The sequence below is a fragment of the Dactylosporangium thailandense genome, from assembly GCF_059739745.1.
Genome location: NZ_AP029195.1, coordinates 8,998,397 through 9,017,136, shown reverse-complemented (window position 1 = coordinate 9,017,136; position 18,740 = coordinate 8,998,397). Strand labels below are relative to the sequence as shown.

General features: G+C 72.3%; 23 protein-coding genes. 9 read left to right on the top strand and 14 right to left on the bottom strand.

What is annotated here, in order from left to right; all coding sequences use genetic code 11:
• The first annotated feature begins 26 nt into the window (after nt 1–26).
• Complete coding sequence (gene amrA / locus AC6JBM_RS40080; protein ID WP_497979043.1) at nt 27–617, top strand: AmmeMemoRadiSam system protein A; 591 nt, start codon at nt 27–29, stop codon at nt 615–617.
• 732 nt (nt 618–1,349) lie between these two features.
• On the top strand, nt 1,350–1,835 hold the full coding sequence (locus tag AC6JBM_RS40075) for a hypothetical protein (RefSeq protein ID WP_497979042.1): 486 nt from the start codon (nt 1,350–1,352) through the stop codon (nt 1,833–1,835).
• A 111-nt stretch (nt 1,836–1,946) separates the two neighbouring features.
• Here AC6JBM_RS40075 and AC6JBM_RS40070 read toward each other — a convergent pair whose 3' ends face one another.
• Nucleotides 1,947–2,792 carry an SDR family NAD(P)-dependent oxidoreductase gene (locus tag AC6JBM_RS40070; protein ID WP_497979041.1) on the bottom strand — a complete coding sequence of 282 codons (846 nt, stop codon included), beginning with the start codon at nt 2,790–2,792 and terminating at the stop codon, nt 1,947–1,949.
• Between the two features lie 52 nt (nt 2,793–2,844).
• Here AC6JBM_RS40070 and AC6JBM_RS40065 point away from each other — a divergent pair, with 52 nt between their 5' ends.
• The 5 genes from AC6JBM_RS40065 to AC6JBM_RS40045 all read left to right on the top strand — a co-directional run bounded on the left by AC6JBM_RS40065 (nt 2,845) and on the right by AC6JBM_RS40045 (nt 6,851).
• Nucleotides 2,845–3,798, top strand: a complete 954-nt coding sequence (locus tag AC6JBM_RS40065) for an HpcH/HpaI aldolase/citrate lyase family protein (protein WP_497979040.1) — start codon at nt 2,845–2,847, stop codon at nt 3,796–3,798.
• A gap of 53 nt (nt 3,799–3,851) precedes the next feature.
• Nucleotides 3,852–4,763: an SDR family NAD(P)-dependent oxidoreductase gene (locus AC6JBM_RS40060; protein ID WP_350612204.1), complete on the top strand. Its 912-nt coding sequence runs from the start codon at nt 3,852–3,854 to the stop codon at nt 4,761–4,763.
• A 57-nt stretch (nt 4,764–4,820) separates the two neighbouring features.
• A complete protein-coding gene (locus tag AC6JBM_RS40055; RefSeq protein WP_350612203.1) occupies nt 4,821–5,531 on the top strand; it encodes a hypothetical protein in 711 nt (236 codons plus the stop codon).
• 101 nt (nt 5,532–5,632) lie between these two features.
• Nucleotides 5,633–6,277, top strand: a complete 645-nt coding sequence (locus tag AC6JBM_RS40050) for a hypothetical protein (RefSeq protein ID WP_497979039.1) — start codon at nt 5,633–5,635, stop codon at nt 6,275–6,277.
• Between the two features lie 145 nt (nt 6,278–6,422).
• Nucleotides 6,423–6,851 (top strand): CoA-binding protein, encoded by a 429-nt coding sequence (locus AC6JBM_RS40045; RefSeq protein ID WP_350612201.1) that lies wholly within the window; start codon nt 6,423–6,425, stop codon nt 6,849–6,851.
• On the opposite strand, the gene AC6JBM_RS40040 is transcribed toward AC6JBM_RS40045, so the two are convergent.
• Complete coding sequence (locus AC6JBM_RS40040) at nt 6,814–8,019, bottom strand: acyl-CoA dehydrogenase family protein (protein WP_497979038.1); 1,206 nt, start codon at nt 8,017–8,019, stop codon at nt 6,814–6,816. The two genes, AC6JBM_RS40045 and AC6JBM_RS40040, sit on opposite strands and share 38 nt — an antisense overlap.
• A gap of 89 nt (nt 8,020–8,108) precedes the next feature.
• Here AC6JBM_RS40040 and AC6JBM_RS40035 point away from each other — a divergent pair, with 89 nt between their 5' ends.
• On the top strand, nt 8,109–8,309 hold the full coding sequence (locus AC6JBM_RS40035; RefSeq protein ID WP_497979037.1) for a DUF4190 domain-containing protein: 201 nt from the start codon (nt 8,109–8,111) through the stop codon (nt 8,307–8,309).
• Here AC6JBM_RS40035 and AC6JBM_RS40030 read toward each other — a convergent pair.
• From AC6JBM_RS40030 to AC6JBM_RS40020, 3 genes are read right to left on the bottom strand one after another with little or no spacing between them, the layout of a single operon-like run.
• On the bottom strand, nt 8,306–9,082 hold the full coding sequence (locus AC6JBM_RS40030; protein ID WP_497979036.1) for an LLM class flavin-dependent oxidoreductase: 777 nt from the start codon (nt 9,080–9,082) through the stop codon (nt 8,306–8,308). The two genes, AC6JBM_RS40035 and AC6JBM_RS40030, sit on opposite strands and share 4 nt — an antisense overlap.
• A 6-nt stretch (nt 9,083–9,088) precedes the next feature.
• Nucleotides 9,089–9,892, bottom strand: a complete 804-nt coding sequence (locus AC6JBM_RS40025) for a RecB family exonuclease (protein ID WP_497979035.1) — start codon at nt 9,890–9,892, stop codon at nt 9,089–9,091.
• A 25-nt stretch (nt 9,893–9,917) separates the two neighbouring features.
• The gene (locus AC6JBM_RS40020) at nt 9,918–10,535 is read right to left on the bottom strand and encodes a MarC family protein (RefSeq protein WP_497979034.1); all 618 of its coding nucleotides are present in this window, start codon (nt 10,533–10,535) and stop codon (nt 9,918–9,920) included.
• Nucleotides 10,536–10,648: 113 nt separating this feature from the next.
• Here AC6JBM_RS40020 and AC6JBM_RS40015 point away from each other — a divergent pair, with 113 nt between their 5' ends.
• Nucleotides 10,649–11,893, top strand: coding sequence for a glycoside hydrolase family 18 protein (locus tag AC6JBM_RS40015; RefSeq protein WP_350612195.1), 1,245 nt, complete (start codon nt 10,649–10,651; stop codon nt 11,891–11,893).
• On the opposite strand, the gene AC6JBM_RS40010 is transcribed toward AC6JBM_RS40015, so the two are convergent.
• The 9 genes from AC6JBM_RS40010 to AC6JBM_RS39970 form a co-directional block, all read right to left on the bottom strand.
• On the bottom strand, nt 11,894–12,661 hold the full coding sequence (locus AC6JBM_RS40010) for a TetR/AcrR family transcriptional regulator (protein ID WP_350612194.1): 768 nt from the start codon (nt 12,659–12,661) through the stop codon (nt 11,894–11,896).
• Complete coding sequence (locus AC6JBM_RS40005; RefSeq protein WP_497979033.1) at nt 12,658–13,506, bottom strand: PHP domain-containing protein; 849 nt, start codon at nt 13,504–13,506, stop codon at nt 12,658–12,660. The genes AC6JBM_RS40010 and AC6JBM_RS40005 overlap by 4 nt, the downstream gene beginning before the upstream one ends.
• A 19-nt stretch (nt 13,507–13,525) precedes the next feature.
• Nucleotides 13,526–14,725 (bottom strand): hypothetical protein, encoded by a 1,200-nt coding sequence (locus tag AC6JBM_RS40000; protein ID WP_497979032.1) that lies wholly within the window; start codon nt 14,723–14,725, stop codon nt 13,526–13,528.
• Between the two features lie 31 nt (nt 14,726–14,756).
• Nucleotides 14,757–15,419 carry a SigE family RNA polymerase sigma factor gene (locus AC6JBM_RS39995; RefSeq protein ID WP_497979031.1) on the bottom strand — a complete coding sequence of 221 codons (663 nt, stop codon included), beginning with the start codon at nt 15,417–15,419 and terminating at the stop codon, nt 14,757–14,759.
• A 96-nt stretch (nt 15,420–15,515) separates the two neighbouring features.
• Nucleotides 15,516–16,481, bottom strand: a complete 966-nt coding sequence (locus tag AC6JBM_RS39990; RefSeq protein ID WP_497979030.1) for a PH domain-containing protein — start codon at nt 16,479–16,481, stop codon at nt 15,516–15,518.
• Between the two features lie 9 nt (nt 16,482–16,490).
• Entirely contained in the window at nt 16,491–16,649 is a 159-nt protein-coding gene (locus AC6JBM_RS39985; protein WP_203853873.1) for a hypothetical protein, read from the bottom strand.
• Nucleotides 16,650–16,780: 131 nt separating this feature from the next.
• A complete protein-coding gene (locus AC6JBM_RS39980) occupies nt 16,781–17,461 on the bottom strand; it encodes a DUF6758 family protein (RefSeq protein ID WP_497979029.1) in 681 nt (226 codons plus the stop codon).
• Nucleotides 17,462–17,480: 19 nt separating this feature from the next.
• Nucleotides 17,481–18,104 carry a TrmH family RNA methyltransferase gene (locus AC6JBM_RS39975; RefSeq protein WP_350612188.1) on the bottom strand — a complete coding sequence of 208 codons (624 nt, stop codon included), beginning with the start codon at nt 18,102–18,104 and terminating at the stop codon, nt 17,481–17,483.
• A gap of 109 nt (nt 18,105–18,213) precedes the next feature.
• Entirely contained in the window at nt 18,214–18,714 is a 501-nt protein-coding gene (locus AC6JBM_RS39970) for a hypothetical protein (RefSeq protein WP_350612187.1), read from the bottom strand.
• Nucleotides 18,715–18,740: the final 26 nt, after the last annotated feature.

The window sequence follows — 18,740 nt, the reverse complement described above, 5'->3', positions numbered from 1 at the left end:
GTGCGGGCCGGGCCTATTCTGGGGGCGTGACCGTGACGGCGACGTTGTCGCTGACGGATGGCCGGTACCTCGCCCGCCTGGCGGCGGACGCGGTGCACGCACGGCTCACGGGCTCGCCGCTGGCCGCGACGATTCCGCTGGACAGCCCCCTCCGCCGCGACGGCGCGTCCTTTGTGACCCTGGAGCGGGCCGGGGTGCTGCGGGGGTGCGTGGGCAGCCTGGAGCCGGTCCAGCCGCTGCACCGTGATGTCGTGCGCAACGCCGTGCAGGCGATGCGCGATCCGCGGCTGCCTCCGGTGACCGCCGAGGACTGGCCGGGGCTGGACGTGAAGGTGTCGGTGCTGGGCCGGCCGGAGCCGGTTGCCGCGGAGTCCCGATCGGCGCTGCTGGCGGTTCTGCGGCCGGGCGAGGACGGGCTGATTCTGTGGGATGGCACGCGGCGGGCGACGTTTTTGCCGGCGGTGTGGGCCAAGCTGCCGGATGTTGAGCAGTTCGTGGATGCGTTGTTGCGCAAGGGCGGGTGGGCGGCGGGGGAGTGGCCGGCGCAGGTCGAGGCCCTGCGCTACACGTCGACCGAGTACCGCGACGCGGCGCCGCGACCGCAAATTTCCGCATAAATCGCCCTTTTCCCGAATTGCTCCGCTTCTGTTCGACGGTGCTCGGGCGGCTCGCAGCTCGGGGCCGGCGGCGCGCCTCGGCGATCGTGCGGCTCGCCGGGCAGGGCCAGCGGCGCTTTCGCCCGGCGGTGTGCCGCGGCGGCTTGCGGCGCAGCGCCAACGGCGCTTTCGTCCGGCGGCGAGCCGCGGCGGCTCGTGGCGCAGGGTCGGCGGCGCGCCACGACGGCCGTCCGGCACGGGGCCAAGCGCGTAGCGCAGGCGGCGCAGGGCGCGCAGGCGCAGGCGGGCAGGCACAGGTCAGGCCGCCCGAGCGATGCGGACGCAAAAGCGGGTGCCGCAGACGCGGGTCCGGCAACACGGCGAGTCGGCACAAAACGGGCGCGGTCAGCGGCTGCGGCGGCCGCGTGCGGCGACCAGGGCGGTCGTGGCGGCCGTGCTGGACGCGGCGCCGCCGGGCAGCGACGGCCAGGGTGACGCAGGCCCCGACGGCGCAAGATCCGCGCCCCCGACCCCGCCCGCGATGCGAAAACCGGCGACCAGGGCGGGCGCGGCGACTCCCGGCAACGGCGGCCAGGGTAAGGCCCCGACGGCGCAAGACCCCGCCCCCGACCCGCTTGGCAGCGCCCCGCGCGACGCGCGAAAAGCCAACGCCCCGGCCGACAGCCTCAGCACGCCCGGATCGACACCAACGCCAGCGGCCCCATCACCCCCGATCGTGATTGGATGTGAAACATGGACGCACTGGTCGAGGAGGCGGCAAAGAAAGCCGCAGTAGCCTGGATCGCCGTCGCCGGCCGCCCCCCAACCCTCGCCTGGTGCGCCTGGCTGGGTGGCGCCCTGCTCGTAGTCACCGGCGAGGGCGAGCAGGCGATCCCCGGCCTGTCCGAGGCCGCAACCGCCGACGTCAGCCTCCGCGGCGATCACGGCGGCCGGATCGTCACCTTCTCCGCCGACGTCACCCGCGTCGCCCCGTCCGACGAGGCGTGGACCGAACTCGTCCCCCAGCTCGCCGGCAAGCGCCTCAACAGCTCCGGCGCCGCCGACGATCTCGTCCGAGCATGGGCCGAGCGTTGCGTCGTCAGCCGTCTCACCCCGGCCGGCGCCTCCGCGGACATGCCCGACGACTCCCAGGCCGCCCCGCCGCGCCCGACTCCCGCCACCCGCATCCCCCGCCGCCCGTTCCGCCTGCACAAAGTCCGCGGCGCACGGGGTCGTTGAGCTGCGAGAAGAACCCGGTCGCGCCCTCCTTTTCCAAACCTCAGTTTACCCACCGCCACCTAATCGATCACGCTCCGACAAGATCGAAAACGGCGCTGAGTAACCAAGGCATCACCCCAGACCGACGGCCCGCAGGCTCTCCTCCCACAGGCGGCCCGCCAGCGCGGGGCTGTCGGTGTCGCGGGAGGGGCGGATCAGCTTGCGATCCATGTAGTACCCGCCCGACGTCAGCTGCGAGGCCGGAGTCGCGGCCAGCCACACCAGCGTGTCCGCCCCGCGCTCCGGGCTGCGCGCGAACGGGGCCAGCCTCGCCGCCCTGTTCACGCCGATCGAGGAGCCGAAGCGGCTGCGCACGAAGCCCGGGTGGTACGACGCCGACATGATGTCCGGCCAGCGGCGGGACGCCTCGGCGGCGAAGAGGATGTTCGCCTGCTTCGCGGAGCCGTACTGCCGCCACAACCCCCGCTTCCGGGCGCCGCGCAGGTCGGCGGGGTCGAGGGCGCCCATCGCGTGCGCGCCCGAGGCGGTGTTGATGATCCGGCCCCCGCGGAGCTGTTCGCGCAGGAGACTACTGAGCAGGAACGCCGCGAGGTGGTTGGTCTGCAGGGTCGCCTCGAAGCCGTCGGGGGTGATCTGGTGGCCGCGCACGACGCCGCCCGCGTTGTTGGCCAGCACGTCGATGCGCTGGTAGCGCTGGCGCAGGTGGTCGACGAGCACGTGGACGTCGTCGAGTCTGGCGAAGTCGCTGCGGTACGCGGGGGCCGTCCGGCCTCCGCCCGCCTGGGAGACCGCGGCGGCCGCGGCCTCGAGCCGGGCGGGGTTGCGCCCGACGAGCACGGTGTTCGCGCCGCGCCTGGCCATGTCGATCGCGGCGGCCAGGCCGATGCCGGAGCTGGCCCCGGTGATGACCACCGTACGGCCGGTGAGATCTCCCACAGGGGAGTTCTGTGTACTCACGCGTCGAGGTTACCGTTTGGTAGCCGCCTGAACCTTGACTAAGGAGCCGTCGATGGCCGCCCTGGGACGCCCGCGCCGTTCGTGCCTCGCCGTGCCCGGCTCCAGCGTGAAGATGCTGGCCAAGGCCCAGGGGCTGCCGGCCGACCAGGTGTTCCTCGATCTCGAGGACGCCGTCGCGCCGCTGGCCAAGCCCGAGGCGCGCAAGAACATCGTGGCGGCCCTCAACGACGGCGACTGGGCGGGCAAGACGCGCGTCGTGCGGGTCAACGACCTGACGACGCCGTGGACGTACCGCGACGTCATCGAGGTCGTCGAGGGCGCCGGCGAGAACCTCGACGCCATCATGCTGCCCAAGGTGCAGAGCGCCGGTCAGATCGAATGGCTCGACCTGACGCTGACCCAGATCGAGAAGACCCTGGGGCTCGAGCCGAACACGATCGGCATCGAGGCGCAGATCGAGAACGCCGCCGGGCTGGTCAACGTCGACGCCATCGCCGCGGCCAGCGCGCGCCTCGAGACCATCATCTTCGGCCCGGCCGACTTCATGGCCTCGATCAACATGAAGTCGCTGGTCGTGGGCGGGCTCATCCCCGGCTACCCGGGCGACCCGTACCACTACATCCTCATGCGCATCCTGATGGCCGCCCGCATGCACGACCTGCAGGCCGTCGACGGCCCGTTCCTGCAGATCCGCGACGTCGACGCGTTCCGCGAGGTCGCCGGGCGCAGCGCCGCGCTGGGCTTCGACGGCAAGTGGGTGCTGCACCCGGGGCAGATCGATGCGGCCAACGAGGTGTACTCGCCCGCCCAGGACGACTACGACCACGCCGAGCTGATTCTCGACGCGTACGACTACTACACCTCCGAGGAGGGCGGCCGCCTCGGCGCCGTCATGCTCGGCGACGAGATGATCGACGAGGCCTCCCGCAAGATGGCCCTGGTCATCGCGGCCAAGGGGCGCGCCGCAGGGATGAAACGCGGCACCGTCTTCACCCCGCCGAACTGAGAAAACGCGCGTCGCATTGCCCGGTGGCGCGTCCGGCAGGCAGGATTTGCCGTATGGCACCCGACCTACGTTCCAGCGGCCCCGCCGGCAAGAGCGGCCGGCGCGACGCGAGCCGGCCGTCCTCCGCGCGCCGCACCCTGCGAGCCGTACCGTCCAGCGGTCCCGACCTCGCCGGCGACACCGCCGAGGAGGAGACCCCGGCCGCGATCGATCGGCTCGACGGACGGGTCGCCCTGGTCACCGGCGCGGGCAGCCCGGACGGCATCGGCTACGCCACGGCCCGCCGGCTCAAGCAGATGGGCGCCGCCGTCGCGATCGTCTCCACCACCCGGCGCATCCACGACCGGGCCAGCGAGCTCGGCGTGATCGGCTTCGTCGCCGACCTGACCGTCGAGGCCGAGGTCGGCGCGCTCGCCGACGCCGTGCTCGACCAGCTCGGCGCGGTCGACATCCTCGTCAACAACGCCGGCCTGGCCAGCAAGGCCAGCCCCGAGGTGCTGCGCCCGGTCGCCCAGCTGACCTACGAGGAGTGGCGGGCCGAGATCGACCGCAACCTCACCACCGCGTTCCTGGTCAGCCGGGCCTTCGTCGGCGGCATGGCCGAGCACGGCTGGGGCCGCATCGTGAACCTCGCCGCGACCGCCGGGCCGGTGAACGCGCTGCCGGCCGAGGCCGGGTACGCCGCGGCCAAGGCCGGCGTCGTCGGGCTGACCCGCGCGCTGGCCATGGAGCTCGTCGCCGACGGGATCACGGTCAACGCCGTCGCCCCCGGCATCATCCACACCGGCGCGTCCACGCTCGTCGAGCTCAAGCAGGGCTTCGGCACGCCGATGGGGCGGCCCGGCACGCCGGAGGAGGTCGCGGCCACGATCGCCTTCCTGTGCTCGCCCGGCGCGTCGTACATCACCGGCCAGATGCTCGTCATCGACGGCGGCAACAGCGTGCGTGAGGCGCAGTACCGCTGACGCCGACACGGACCCGTCATCAGCGAATGCCCAGGTTTGCTGGCTATGTTTGGCCGTATGGGGGCTCGTCCGGCTGACTACGTCGTGCTGCTGACGCCGCCGGCCACTGTCGGGGCGGCGTGCGAGGTCGTGCTGCTGTCCGGCGAGCCCGAGGCGTTCCTGCCGCTGATCCTCGTGCTCCAGCCGCTGACCGTGCTCGGCATCGTGGTGGGGCTCGTCCAGCTCACCCGCAGCACCCGGGGGCCGTCGACCTTCAAGCTGACGGTGTACCGCGGGGAGCCGGCCTTCGCCGCGCTGCCCGCGTTCCGCCGCCAGTGCCTGTTCAACGGCCTGCTGAGCGCCGCCCTGCTGCTGATGGCGCTCAACGGGATGCGGGTCGCCGGCCGGATCGTGCCCACGATGGCCTGGGCGATCCTGGTCGTCAACGGCTGCACCGTGCTCCTGCTGCTGTTCCGCATGATCCGCAGCGGGCCGCTCCTGCTCACCCGGGGTGGGATCGCGGTCGACGGCGGCCGCAGCTTCGTGCCTTGGGCGGCGCTCGGGCCGGGGCCGGAGCACCAGCTGTGGACGGTCACCCGCCCGGAGCTCATCGAGGGCGCCCGCGTGAAGCGCTTCCAGCCGGGCCAGGACGTGCCGCTGGACGTGTCGCTGTGGTTCCTGTTCCGGGCGATCCACACCTACGTCGAGCATCCGCAGCAGCGCCCCGAGATCGGCACCCCGGAGGAGCTCGTCCGGCTGCGCGGCACCCTCGCCCGCCAGGCCACCTGATCGCCCGACGCGGCCCGCCCCGGCCGTTCCTAGCCTGGAATGCATGCGCTGGGCCTGGGTCGTCGCGCCGTCGGTGGTGGTGGGGGGCCGCCGGCGCCCTCGTGCACGCGTTCGTGTCCGGTGGGTACGTCGTCTTCGGCCTCATCGCCGTCGCGCTCATCGGGCTCGACCAGCTGCTCACCGACCTGCGCCGCCGCGAGGAGCCCGAGGCCCGCCCCGGCTGGGAGTTCTTCGCGCCGCGGGGGCTCGTCGCGGCCCGGGCCGGGCGCGCGTTCGCCCTCGCCGTGACGCTCGTGATCACGGCCCTGCTGCTCACCGGCGACCCGCTGGGGTGGGCCGTCGCCGCGGCCCTCGCCGCGCCGCCCGCCCTCGTCGGCGTCCAGCTGTCGGTGCGCCTGGCCGTGGGCGCCTCCGTGCTGCGGCTGAGCCCGGACGGGGTGGAAGTGCGGGGGCGGCGGTACCCGTGGGAGCGCATCGAAGCCGTCGAGCTCAACGGCGACCGCGCCAATCCGCGGCTCGACCTGCTCGTCGCGGGTCGCCGCCACCCGGTCACCCTGCGCCCGTCCGGCGTCGACGCGAGCCTGCTGTTCCTGACCGACCTGCTCGGCTACTACCAGTCCCACGCGCGCGTCCGCGGCGCGATCGGCGACCCGGTCGAGGCCGGACGCGTCCACGGCCTGCTGCTCGGCGCCCGCCTCGCCGCCGGCCTGCACGGCGGTCCCCGCCCGATCCTCGCCGCCGGCTGAGCCCGCGCGGTGCCGGACGCAACCCGAGGCGCACGGCATGGGCCGAGGCGCACGGCGCGGGGCGCGTCGCGGGGCGCGGGGCGGGGCGCGGGGCGAGTGGTGCGGGCCGGGTGCGGGGCGGTGGCGGCGCGCTAGGTTGGGGGGCATGCGCAGCGCTGAACAGATCCTGCGCGAGGCCCGGACGATCGCGGTCGTGGGCGCCTCCCGGGATCGCTCGAAGACGGCTCACGCGGTGCCCCTGCAGATCCAGCTGCACGGCTGGCGCATCGTGCCCGTGAACCCGTTCGCGGACCAGATCTTCGGGGAGCGCGCCTACCGCCGGCTCGCCGACATCCCGTTCCCGGTCGACCTGGTCAACGTGTTCCGCCCGTCGGCCGACGCGACCCAGGTCGTGAAGGACGCGCTCGCCATCGGCGCGCCCGCGATCTGGCTGCAGCAGGACATCTACAGCCCCGCGGGCCGCGCCCTGGCCGAGGCCGCGGGCGTCGACTTCCTCGAGAACACCTGCATCGCGGTCGTCCGCGCGGTGCACGCGCTCAGCGCACCCCGTAGTCCCGCAGCAGACCCCGGCTGATGATGGTCTTCTGAATCTCCGAGGTGCCCTCGCCGATGAGCAGGAAGGGCGCCTCGCGCATGAGGCGTTCGATCTCGTACTCCTTGGAGTACCCGTAGCCGCCGTGGATGCGGAACGCCTCCTGGACGACCTCCGCGCAGTGCTCGCTGGCCAGCAGCTTGGCCATGCCCGCCTCGACGTCGTTGCGCTGCCCGGCGTCCTTGAGCCGGGCGGCCCCGACCATGAGCGCGTGCGACGCCTCGATCTTCGTGGCCATCTCGGCCAGCTTGAACGCGATCGCCTGGTGCTTGACCAGCGGCTGGCCGAACGTGTGCCGCTGCTGGGCGTAGGCGATCGCGAGCTCGAACGCCCGGATGGAGATGCCGCAGGCCCGCGCGGCCACGTTGACCCGCCCGACCTCGATGCCGTCCATCATCTGGTAGAAGCCGCGGCCGGCCTTGTCCGCGCCGCCGAGCACCGCCGAGCCGGGCACCCGGACGCCGTCGAGCACCATCTCGGTGGTCTCGACGCCCTTGTACCCCATCTTCTCGATCTTCCCGGGGATGTTCAGCCCGGGCAGGCGCTCGCTGAGCCCGAACCCGGGCTCCTTCTCCAGCAGGAACGTCGTCATGTTCCCGTAGACGGACTCGGCCCCGAGCTCGGTCTTCACGAGCGTGGCGACGACGGAGGACTGTGCCCCGTTGGTGAGCCACATCTTCTGCCCGTCGAGCACCCAGTCGTCGCCGTCGGCGACGGCCTTGGAGCGGATCGCGGCCACGTCCGACCCGGTGCCCGGCTCGGACATCGAGAACGCCCCGCGCACCTCGCCGGTCGCCATCAGGGGCAGCAACCGCTGCTTCTGCTCGTCGGAGCCGTGCTGGGCGACGAGGTAGGCCACGATGAAGTGCGTGTTCACGATCCCGGACACGGACATCCACCCGCGGGAGAGCTCCTCGACCACGAGGGCGTAGGTGAGCAGCGACTCGCCGAGCCCGCCGTATTCCTCGGCGATGGTGAGCCCGAACAGCCCCATCTCCCGCATGCCGGCCACGATGTCGTCCGGGTAGACGTCGTCGTGCTCGAGCCGCTGAGCGTGCGGGATGATCTCCTTGTCGACGAACGCCCGCACGGTCTCGAGCATCGACTGCTGCACATCGCTGAGCCCGGGCGTCCGAGCGAGACGAGCCATGGCGGACCTCCGTTGGTGGGCTCCTGCCCATGAAGTTACCGGCGGGTATCCGGCTATCCGTGGCCCGGACCCTGTGAAATGGTTCTCAGGTGCGAGTCAACGGCCTGGCGGTAGCCGCCCTGATCTGCGCCGTCCTGCTACCCCCGTTCGGCATCTTGATGGGCCACATCGCGTGGTCCCAGTGCCGGCGCGAGCAACGCCCGGGCGCCGGCCTGGCCCTGGCGGCGATGATCACCGGCTACGTGGTCCTGCTCATCGTGTGCGGCCTGCCCATCATCTCCTTCGTCTAGCGGTCCGCCACGCGGCGCATGAGCTCCGCGAGCGGCCCCCGCCGCCCGTGGATGTGCTCGAGCCAGACCGTGACCCCGGCGCCGGCATACTCGGCGAGGATCGGATCGTCCGGCCCGGCGGACTGGCCGGTGAGCATCACGTCGAACGGCGACGCCCGCTGGCCCCGGATGTATGCGACGGACTCGGCGATGGCGGCGGGCGAAACGCTCATCCCCGTCTCGCCGTCCCCGGCGGCGAGCCATCCGTCCCACCGGGCGGCCCGCCGCAGCGCCGCCTTGCTGTCCCCGCCGACGAGGATCGGCGGCCGGGGCCGCTGCACCGGCGGCGGCGCGAGGCTGACCCCGGAGACGCTCTGCCCGCCGAGCAGCCCGCCGACGATCGACAGTCCGGAGTCGAGCAGCCGGGCCCGCTCCTTGAGGTCGGCCGACTCGCCGAAGGCCGTGAACTCGGCATCGACGCCCCCGAGGCCCACCCCGAGCACGACCCGCCCGCGGCTGAGCCGATCGAGGGTCGCGACGGCGCTGGCCACCACGGCCGGCCGCCGCCGGGGCAGGGGAGTGACCGCGGTGCCGATCCGGATGGCCGAGGTGGCCTGCGCGACGGCGGCCAGCGTCACCCAGGGATCAGCGGACGGCACGCCCCAGGCGAAGGCGAGGTGGTCCCAGACGAACAGGTATTCCCAGCCGGCGGCCTCGGCGGCAACGGCCACGTCGACCACCAGCGACGGCTCCGCGAAGTCCCCGAGCGTGCAGACGCAGATCCCGAAGCGCATGGGCCGTCACCCCGTCACCGCGGTCCACGGATCCTTGGGCGGCGACGAGGATCCCTCCGGGCAGACCTTGCGGTAGTCGCACCACGAGCACTGCGGGCCCGTGCGCGGGGCGAAGTCCGAGTCGGCCAGGATGTCCGCGGCGGTGGCCTCGGCGCGGCGCAGGTGCCGTTCCAGGGACGCATCCGTGTGCTCGAATGCCGCCACCGTCCCGGTCGGCAGATGGTGCAGCTCGACCCGGCGGCAGGCCTTGCGGAACACCCGGGCGGTCGCGATCGCATACAGCGCCAGCGCCCGGGACCCGCGCGCGTCGTCCTGCGAGACCCCGCCCCGCCCCGTCTTGTAGTCGACGATCACGAGCTCGTCGCCGCGCTGGTCGATCCGGTCCACGCGGCCCGACAGCGCCAGGGTCTCGGTGCGGGCCGCGACCGTCCGCTCCACCCCCACGGGCTCCTCGGCCGGGTCGAGTGACTCCACATAGGACTCGAGCCAGCCCAGCGCCCGCCGGTAGACCTCCCGCTCCTGCGCGTCGTCCTGGTAGCCCTCGCGGACCCAGGTCGCCTTCAGCAGGCCCGGCAGCGCCTCCGGCACCCGGCGCCCGGGCTCGAGCGCATACCAGTTCTTGAGGGCCGTGTGCACCGATGCGCCGAGGGAGTTGTGTGCCCACGGCGGCCCCTTTTGCGGGGCGGGGCGGTCGACGTAGGTGAACCGGTAGCGGCGCGGGCAGTCCTCGTAGCTGCCGAGTTTGCTGGGCGTGCAGGTGAACAGGCGCGGCGGCGGTGCGAACAATCCCAACTGCTCCACACCGAGCATCCTGCCATCGGGGTACGACAAAACGTCAGTGCGGTGAGTGCAGATAGGTGGTCACGAACGCCCCGATGGCGTCGGCCAGCAGCTGCACGGCGATCGCGGCCACCAGCAGGCCGGCGATCCGGGTGACGACCTCGATGCCGCTCGGCCGCAGGATGCGCACGAGCACGCCGGAGAAGCGCAGCACGAGGTACACCACCAGCATCACGGCGATGATGCCCACCGCGATGGCCGAGTAGCCCGCGAAGGAGTGGGCCCGCCGCACGAACAGCATCGTGGCGACGATCGCGCCCGGCCCGGCCAGCAGCGGCGTGCCCAGCGGCACGAGGGCCACGTTCGACGTCACCTCGTGCCGCGGGTCGTCGGTCTTGCCGGTGAGCAGCTCCAGCGCCACGAGCAGCAGGAGCAGGCCGCCGGCGCCCTGCAGCGCGGGCAGGTCGATGTGCAGGTAGCCGAGGATCTGCCGGCCCAGCACCGCGAAGGCGACGATGACGCCGAGCGCGAGCAGCACCGCCTGCAGCGCCGCGCGGTGCCGGGCGCGGCGTTCGAGCTGGCCGGTGAGGGCGAGGAAGATCGGCACGGCGCCCGGGGGATCGAGGATCACGAGCAGCGTCACGAACACTTCGCCGAAGAGTTTCACATCCACGACCGGATTGTCGTAGCAGGCCCGTATCGAGCGGATACCAGGGTCTTGACGTCATCGAATGCCGCCCCTACGTTGCCAGAGAACAGCAAACTTTCCTTACAGATGGAGGGTCCATGGGCAAACGCAGGCTCCTGGCGGGGGTCGCGGCCGCGCTGGCGGTGACGTCGCTGGCCCTCGCGCCCGCGACGGCGGCCGACGCCCACGGTGCCGCGCACCAGGACGAGTACAAGCGGGTCGGGTACTTCATCCAGTGGGGCATCTACGGCCGCTCGTACTTCGTCAAGAATCTCGAGACCAGCGGGCAGGCCTCGCGCCTGACCCACATCAACTACGCGTTCGGCGGCGTCAACGCGGCCGGCAAGTGCGAGTCCGTCGACCCGTGGGCCGACTACCAGCGCCCGGTGTCCGCGGCGGAGAGCGTCGACGGCAAGGCCGACGAGGCCGGCCAGCCGCTCGCCGGCAACTTCAACCAGCTCCGCAAGCTCAAGGCCATGCACCCCGGCCTCAAGGTCCTCATGTCGCTGGGCGGCTGGACCCTGTCGGCGAACTTCTCCGACGCCGCGCTGACCGACGCGTCGCGCCAGGCGCTGGTGAAGTCCTGCATCGACACGTTCATGTCGACCGGCGTGTTCGACGGCTTCGACCTCGACTGGGAGTGGCCCGGCTCCGAGGGCAACCCGGGCAACGTGATCCGGCCCGAGGACAAGCAGAACTTCACCAAGCTCGTCGCGGAGTTCCGCAAGCAGCTGGGCAAGAAGGCGACGCTGACGGCGTTCCTGCCGGCCTCCCCGGCGAAGATCGACGCCGGCTTCGAGGCGAACAAGATCTTCAAGTACCTCGACTTCGGCTCGGTCCAGGGCTACGACTACCACGGCACCTGGGAGACCACCACCAACCAGCAGTCCGCGCTCTTCGTGCCGCGCAACGCGCCCACGACGCCGGACTTCAGCGGGTCGACGTCGCTCAAGGCGTGGACCGACCGCGGCGCGCCCAAGAAGCAGCTCGTGCTCGGCGTGCCGTACTACGGCCAGGGCTGGACCGGCGTCACGAACGCCAAGAACGGCCTGTTCCAGACGGCGACCGGACCGGCGCCGGGCACGTGGGCGGCGGGCAACGAGGACTACAAGGTGCTCGCGACGCTGCCGCAGCAGGGCTACAAGGTCTACCACGACCTGCTGTCCGGCCACGCGTGGCTGTTCAACGGCACGACGTTCTGGACCTTCGACGACCCGATCGTCGTGGCTCAGAAGGGTCTGTACGTCCGCCTCGCCGGCTACGGCGGCGCGATGATCTGGTCGCTCGACGGTGACGACGCCAACGGCACGCTCACCAAGGCCATCTACACGACCCTGCGCTGATCAGGGGGTGCTCGGCGGCATGAACCGTGCGATGCCGTCGAGCACCCGCTGCAGGCCGAACGTGAACGCGCGCACGGGGTCGCCGGCGCCGTACTCCTCCCCGGCCGCCTGGCCCACGCGCGCCGCGGTCGGGAAGCGGGCCGGGTCGAGGACCTCGGAGAGCAGCGGCGCCCACGCCTCCCACCACTCCGTGTCGCTGCGGCCGGTGCGCTGCTCGGCCTGATCGGCCAGCACCGCGGCCCGCGCCGCGCCGGTGACGTAGTCGAGCACCAGGCTCAGCAGCTGGTCGGTGTCCACATCGGACACTCCGGTGCCCTCGAAGGCGCGCAGTTCGAAGTCGTACTTCGCGATGCTGTTCGGCCCCAGGACCGGCCGGCTCGTCGCCACCTGCAGCAGCCAGGGATGGCGGCGGTAGAGCTCCCAGTTGGTGCGGGCCACCTCGGTGAGCCGCTCGCGCCAGCCCCCGGCCGCGTGGGCCTCCCGGACCGCCTCGCCGCTGACCGCGTCCACCATCACGTCGAGCAGTTCGGCCTTGCTGGGCACGTACGTGTACAGCGACATCGCCGTCACCCCGAGCCGCTGCGCCACCCGGCGCATCGACACCGCGGCCAGCCCCTCGGCGTCGGCGAGCGCCACGGCGACGGCGACGATCCCCGGCACGGTGAACTTGGGCCGAGGGCCGCGCCGGGCCGCCGCGGCCGGCAGCCGCCCCCACAGCAGGTCGATGCTGCGCCGCGGGTCGCCGGTCCCGCTGTACTCCGTCGTCACCCCACCACGTCGCTTCCCCGCCCGGCCGCGACGATGCGCTCCAGCACCTCGGGCGCCGTGGTGCGGGCGCCGAGCCGGACGGTCTTGTGGGTGCCGTGGTAGTCGCTGCTGCCGGTGGTGACCAGGCCCAGCCGCTCGGCGAGCGCGTGCATCTCGGCCTGCTCCCGCGGGCTGTGGTCGGTGTGGTCGGCCTCCAGGCCGAAGAGCCCGGCGGCGGCCAGCTCGACGATGAGCGAGTCGGGCACGATCGGCCCGCGCACGCTGGCCCGCGGGTGCGCGAAGACCGGCACCCCGCCCGCGCCCAGGATCAGCCGCAGACCCTCGAAGACGTCGATGTCGTCCTTCGGGATGCGGTAGCGGGCCCCGAGCCACTCCGGCTGGAAGGCCTCCGTGACGCTGCCGACCAGGCCGCGGCGCATGAGGGCCTGGGCCAGGTGCGGGCGGCCGACGGTGCCGCCGCCGGCGTAGTCGCGCACCTCGTCCCAGGTGACGTCGATGCCGTCGGCGCGCAGCAGGTGGGTCATCCGCTCGGCGCGGGTCTCGCGGGCGGCCCGCACCCGGGCGAGCTCGGCGGTCAGGGGCGCGTCGGTGGGGTCGAAGAGGTAGGCGAGCATGTGCAGGCCGATCGGCCTCGCGCCGCCGTGCCAGCGCAGCGACAGCTCGGCCCCGGGCACCAGGGTGAGGCCGCCGGGGCGGGCCGCGAAGGCCTCGGCCCAGCCGCCGGTGGTGTCGTGGTCGGTGAGCCCGAGGACGTCCAGCCCCGCCGCGGCCGCCTCCCCGACCAGCTCGGCCGGGGTCGACGTGCCGTCGCTGGCGGTGGAGTGGGCGTGGAGATCGATTCGCACGCCCCCAGTTTATGAACCTTTACTGCGCCGCGAGCGGTTCGATGAGCACGACCCCGTCGCTCTCCTGGTCCAGCTGGTCGACCTGGTCCGCCTGGCCGGTGGGGTCGAGCTTCAGGAACTTCTTGCTGTTGTCGACCACGAAGGTCTTGGCGTTGAGCCACATGGTCTTGGTGGTGACGGCGAGATTCCACAGCTTGGCCTTGAAGCCGGGGTTGAACACCGCGGTCAGGTCCAGGATCGCGACCTGCTTCAGGCCCACGACCGGATAGGCGAGCCAGCGGCCGTCGGGGGAGATGCGCGCGCCGGCCGGCGCCGCGACCGGCAGCCCGCAGGCCTTCTTCATGATCTTGAACGGCTGGTCGAACTGGAGCTGGGCCAGGCACATCGCGGTGTCCGCGGCGCCGGCCGGCTTGAGCTCGGCGTAGACGCCGTTGTTGTCCTGGGTGCCGCCGAAGACCCGCACCACGGTGTTGTCCCAGGTCGGGCTGTACCCCCGCTCGGTGTGCCAGACGTCGAAGCCCTTGTCGTCGTTGCTGACCACCAGGTTCGTGCCGACGAAGGTGACCGGCTCGGTGTTGGGCAGCACCGTGACGGAGGGGCCCTGGGTGATCGTCTTGGCGTTCTGGTCGCTGCGGGTGCCGACGTTCATCTTGCCCTTGGACGCCCAGGCCACGGTGCTGCCGTCCTTGGCCACCGCGATGTTGGTGGCGTCGTCGACCAGCACCTGCTGCCGCTCGTCGTCGTCCTGCAGGACGAGCTGCTTGTCGCCGTCGGGCTGGGTGTTGACCACCAGGTAGCCGTCCTTGGCCTGGTAGGCCGCGGTGACGGTGCTCTTGGCGGGCAGCTGCAGCCGGACCCGGGTGGCCGCCTCGGCGCTCGGGCCGATGGCGGTGACCTCGCGCATGTCCGACGAGGTGACCGGGGCGGTCGGGGTGCCGGCGGTGGACGGGCGCTGGGTGGGGCTCTCCTGGGCGAGCGGCCCGGGCGGCTGTGGCGAGCCACCGGGCGCGCCGGCGGTCAGCGTGTGCAGCATCGCGACGGAGGCCACGGCGAACGCGACGATCCCGGTCAGCCCGGTCACCGCGGCGCGCCGCCGCCGGCGGACCCGCGCGGCGCCCTGGATGGCGGCGTCGGCGAACCCGTCCAGCGACGCCAGCGACCCCGGCGGGGGGCTGCCCGCCTTGGCCGCGAACGTATCGCGGAGCTCGTCTTCCAGCATGCTCGTCACGTCTCCAAACCCAACCGCATGGTCAGACTTCCACCGGTTCTTCGACCACGGTGTCCGCAGGTAGAAGCGCTTCGGCCTCGGCGAAAGGTTGTGCGGCCTTGCCGACCTCCTCAATTTCCGGCGCGATCGGCGCCGCGGGCGGGGCGGTGGGGGGCCGGGCGGGCTGGCTTCTCGTGGCGGGGCGCACACCCTCCGCGCTGAGCTTCTCGCGCAGCGTGGCCAGGGCGCGGGAGGTCTGGCTCTTGACGGTGCCGACGGAGACGCCGAGCAGGCGGGCGGTCTCGGCCTCGGACTGGTCCTCGTAGTAGCGCAGGACGAGCACGGCCCGCTGCCGGTTGGGCAGGTTGCGCACGTGCCGCCACATGGCGTCGCGCTCGAGGCTCGCCTCGAGCTGGTCGGCCGCGGCGCCCTCGGGCAGGATCTCGGTCGGCCGCTCGCCGTGCCAGCGCCGCCGCCACCAGCTCGTCGCGGTGTTGACGAGGACCCGCCGCGCGTAGGGCTCGACGGCCTCGATGTGTCCGAGGCGCTTCCAGGCGAGGAAGGTCTTGGTCAGCGCGATCTGCAGCAGATCCTCGGCCGTGGCCCAGTCCCCGGCCAGCAGATAGGCCGTGCGCAGCAGCGCCTTGGAACGGAGCCCGACGAAATCACGGAAGTCTTCCTCGCGGAACCCTGCGTCGTCCGGCACCGGCCGCCCCCTCCACCCTCCGCGCCCACGTACGAAGACGCCATGAGGGGGCTCCCGGGTTGCACGAACGCGTAGATTTTCAGGAATCTCTCAGGTTCAGGTGCCGTCGTCCTCGCCGGTGACCGCACGGCCCAGGCGGGCCTCGACGGCCTCGGGCTCGTACATTTCCTCGACAATGCGCAGGTAGAGCTCATTCGGGTTGGGCAGGTTGCGGATATTGCGCAGTGCCTGATCCTGACCCGCGGACTCGAGCTCGAAATGTCCGTAGCCGAACATGCGGCCGGTCAATGACTGCACGTATTTCATGTCCGTGACCCGCTGCAGCGGCATCATGGCCACATTGCGCGTGAAAATGCCCGACACGACCATCACTCGCTTGTTCGTGAGGATGAATCGGTCGTACCACCAGTCGGCGACCTTCCACGCGCACCAGAGCACCACCAGCGCCCAGATCACCACGACGGCGGTCCGCAGCTGCTCCTGGTTGTGCTTGGTGAGCCAGCCGGCGATGTAGCCCATCGCGATCGTCGCGACGATCGCGATCAGGCCCTCCTTCGCGAGCTGGATCCAGTGCCGCTTCCATTCCCCGCGGAACTTCTCGGTCGGGAACAGATAGCGGGCCGCGTGCCGGCTGGCCTCGTCCTCCAGGGGCGCCATGCGGCTGCCGGGCGGCACCGACGGCACCGAGTCGCCGCCCTGGAGCCGGGCGAACTCGTCCTGCGAGAACGACGGCGGGGCGCCACTGTACTGCGGGGCCGCCGCGCCGCGCGCGTGCGCGCCGTCGGTCATCGAATCCGCATACGGGTCGGAGCTGAAGTCGTCGCCGTCGGTGGTGTAGTCCCCGTGCACCGGCTCCGCGCCGCCGTGCGCCGCCTCGTAGTCCCGCGCGGCCTCGTAGTCGGAGGTCGGCGAGTATTCGATCGGCGGATCGTCGGACGAGGTGTAGTCGGCCCGCGACTCGGGGCGTGAGCCCGGCCGCGCACGGGGGATCGGCTCGGTGTCCCGGTCCTGGAACCGCCGGGCGTTCGGATCGTCCTCGGGAGGCTCGGCGCCGGTCGACATGGCCGGCCCTTAGGCGACGAGACTGGAGAAGAAGTCGCCGAATCCCGTGGCGATGTCCATGATGCCGCCGCCGATGGACTTGAACACCTCGGCAGCCGACTGTGGCCGATATGCCACGAAGAAGATGAGGAAGGCAATGCTTCCCCAGGTGAGGACCTTCTTGACCATCGCCGTCAATCCCTCCCCGCAACGTCGCGCACCGACGCCCCGGCCAAACTCAGCGTATCAGCTGCGCGGCTCAGGGTGCAGATGCGCCGCGCCGAGCGTCGGGCTCGGAGCTTGATCCTAGTCGCGGGTGTCTACGCCTTGCCGTGAAGATAAGGCGACGGCGCGCCGTAAACGAGGTGGGTTGGCACATCGTCGGCGAGATCGTGCAGGTCGAGCTCCTCTTCGAGCAGATAGCCGGCCGCGGCGGGCCAGGTGATGACGTAGATCCACATGCCGGCCGCCTCGCCGACGTACGCGCATCGATCCTCGGGCGCCTTCGCCATCCACAGCGGGGTCGGCCAGCCGGCGGCCCGGACCTTCGCATGCGCGGTGGTGGTGGCGATGTCCCCGTCGAAGAACGGGCCCGGATCGGTGCCCGGGATGCCGGCGAAGCGGGTGCCGAGCCCGATGCCCGGCTCCTCGGCGATGATCACGCAGTCGGCCGGCCCGTGCTCGACCGGCCCCGGGCCGCTGCAGGCCAGCGCGGTCGCCCGGACCCCTGAGCGCTCGTCGCCGACCCACCCGAGCCCGGTGACGGTCCAGCCGGTCGGCAGCGGCCACGGGCACCACAGCGGGGTCGGCCGCTTGTCCCCGGCCCGCGCCGCGGCGGCGATCAGTTTCGCCTTGGCCGCGTCCGCGATCTCGGGGCCGATGTGCTGCGCGACGTGCAACGGCAGCACCGCGCCGTCGGTGTCGCAGCGCCACTCGGAGTGCATGAGGTCCGGCGGTCGCACCGGACCACCACAGCGGGGACAGCTGACTGCGACGCCCATATACCCACGGTAAGGCCGTTCAGGGGTTTGTGGCCCCGTACTGGCGGATCCAGGTATGCATGGCGATACCGCTGGCGACTCCGGCGTTGATGGAGCGCGTCGAACCGTACTGCGCGATCGAGTACACCGCGCCGCATGCCTCACGGGCAGGTTCCGACAGGCCAGGGCCCTCCTGGCCGAAGAGCAGCACGCACCGCTCGGGCAGCTCGGCCCGCTCCAGCGGCCGGGCGCCGGGCAGGTTGTCGATCCCGATCAGGGGCAGATGCTCACCCTGGGCCCAGGCGAGGAACGTCTCGACGTCGGGGTGGTGGCGCACGTGCTGGTAGCGGTCAGTGACCATCGCGCCGCGCCGGTTCCACCGCCGCCGGCCGACGATGTGCACCTCGGCGGCCAGGAACGCGTTGGCGTTGCGCACCACCGTGCCGATGTTGAGGTCGTGCTGCCAGTTCTCGACCGCGACGTGGAACGGGTGTCGGTGGGTGTCGAGGTCGGCGACGATCGCGTCGAGGCGCCAGTAGCGGTAGCGGTCCACGACGTTGCGCCGGTCGCCCTCCGCCAGCAGCTCGGGGTCGTAGTGGGGCTCGGCCGGCCACGGCCCGCTCCAGGGGCCCACGCCGACCGCGAGCTCGATCTCGGGTTCCATGGTGCGGCGACGGTACCTCGCGGCGCCCGCCCGGTGGAGGCCGGTCGGGTGAGAAGGGTTGACCAGCCCACCCGACCGGCGTTCGCGGCGCGCCGGGGTGCTGCCCGCCTCAGCGGTGCAGGGCGCGCGCCAGCTCGCGGGCGATCCCGTTGACGAAGCGGCGCTCCGCCAGCTGGATCTCCACCCCGCCGATCCGGATCCGCCCGGCCTGCCAGGCGGTCCGCCCGACGCTGGCGGCGATGTCCATGAGCCACTCGCCGTAGGCGAGGGCGATGTCGGGCCCGAGGCGCTCGGCCAGCAGCCGCATCGCGAACCCGCAGTCGGCGAGCACGGCGGCGGTGCCCAGGGAGGGACCGTCGATGTCGTTGTCGGTGAGCTGCTCGGCGAAGATGGCGGCCACCACCCCGCGCACGAGCAGCGCGCGGGACCGCTGCCCCGCGGCGATGGCCTCGACCCCGGCGACGGCGTCCACCTGCTCGTCGCCGGCGCAGGCCGCGACGAGCACGGTGCGGGGCAGCCGGACGAGCAGGTCCCACTCCTGCCGCCGCAGCGGCAGGTCGACCCCGGCGGCAGGACGACCGGACGGGCCGGGTGCGGGCTTGCTCGGCATGGCAACCTCCCTCGCCGAGCGTATGC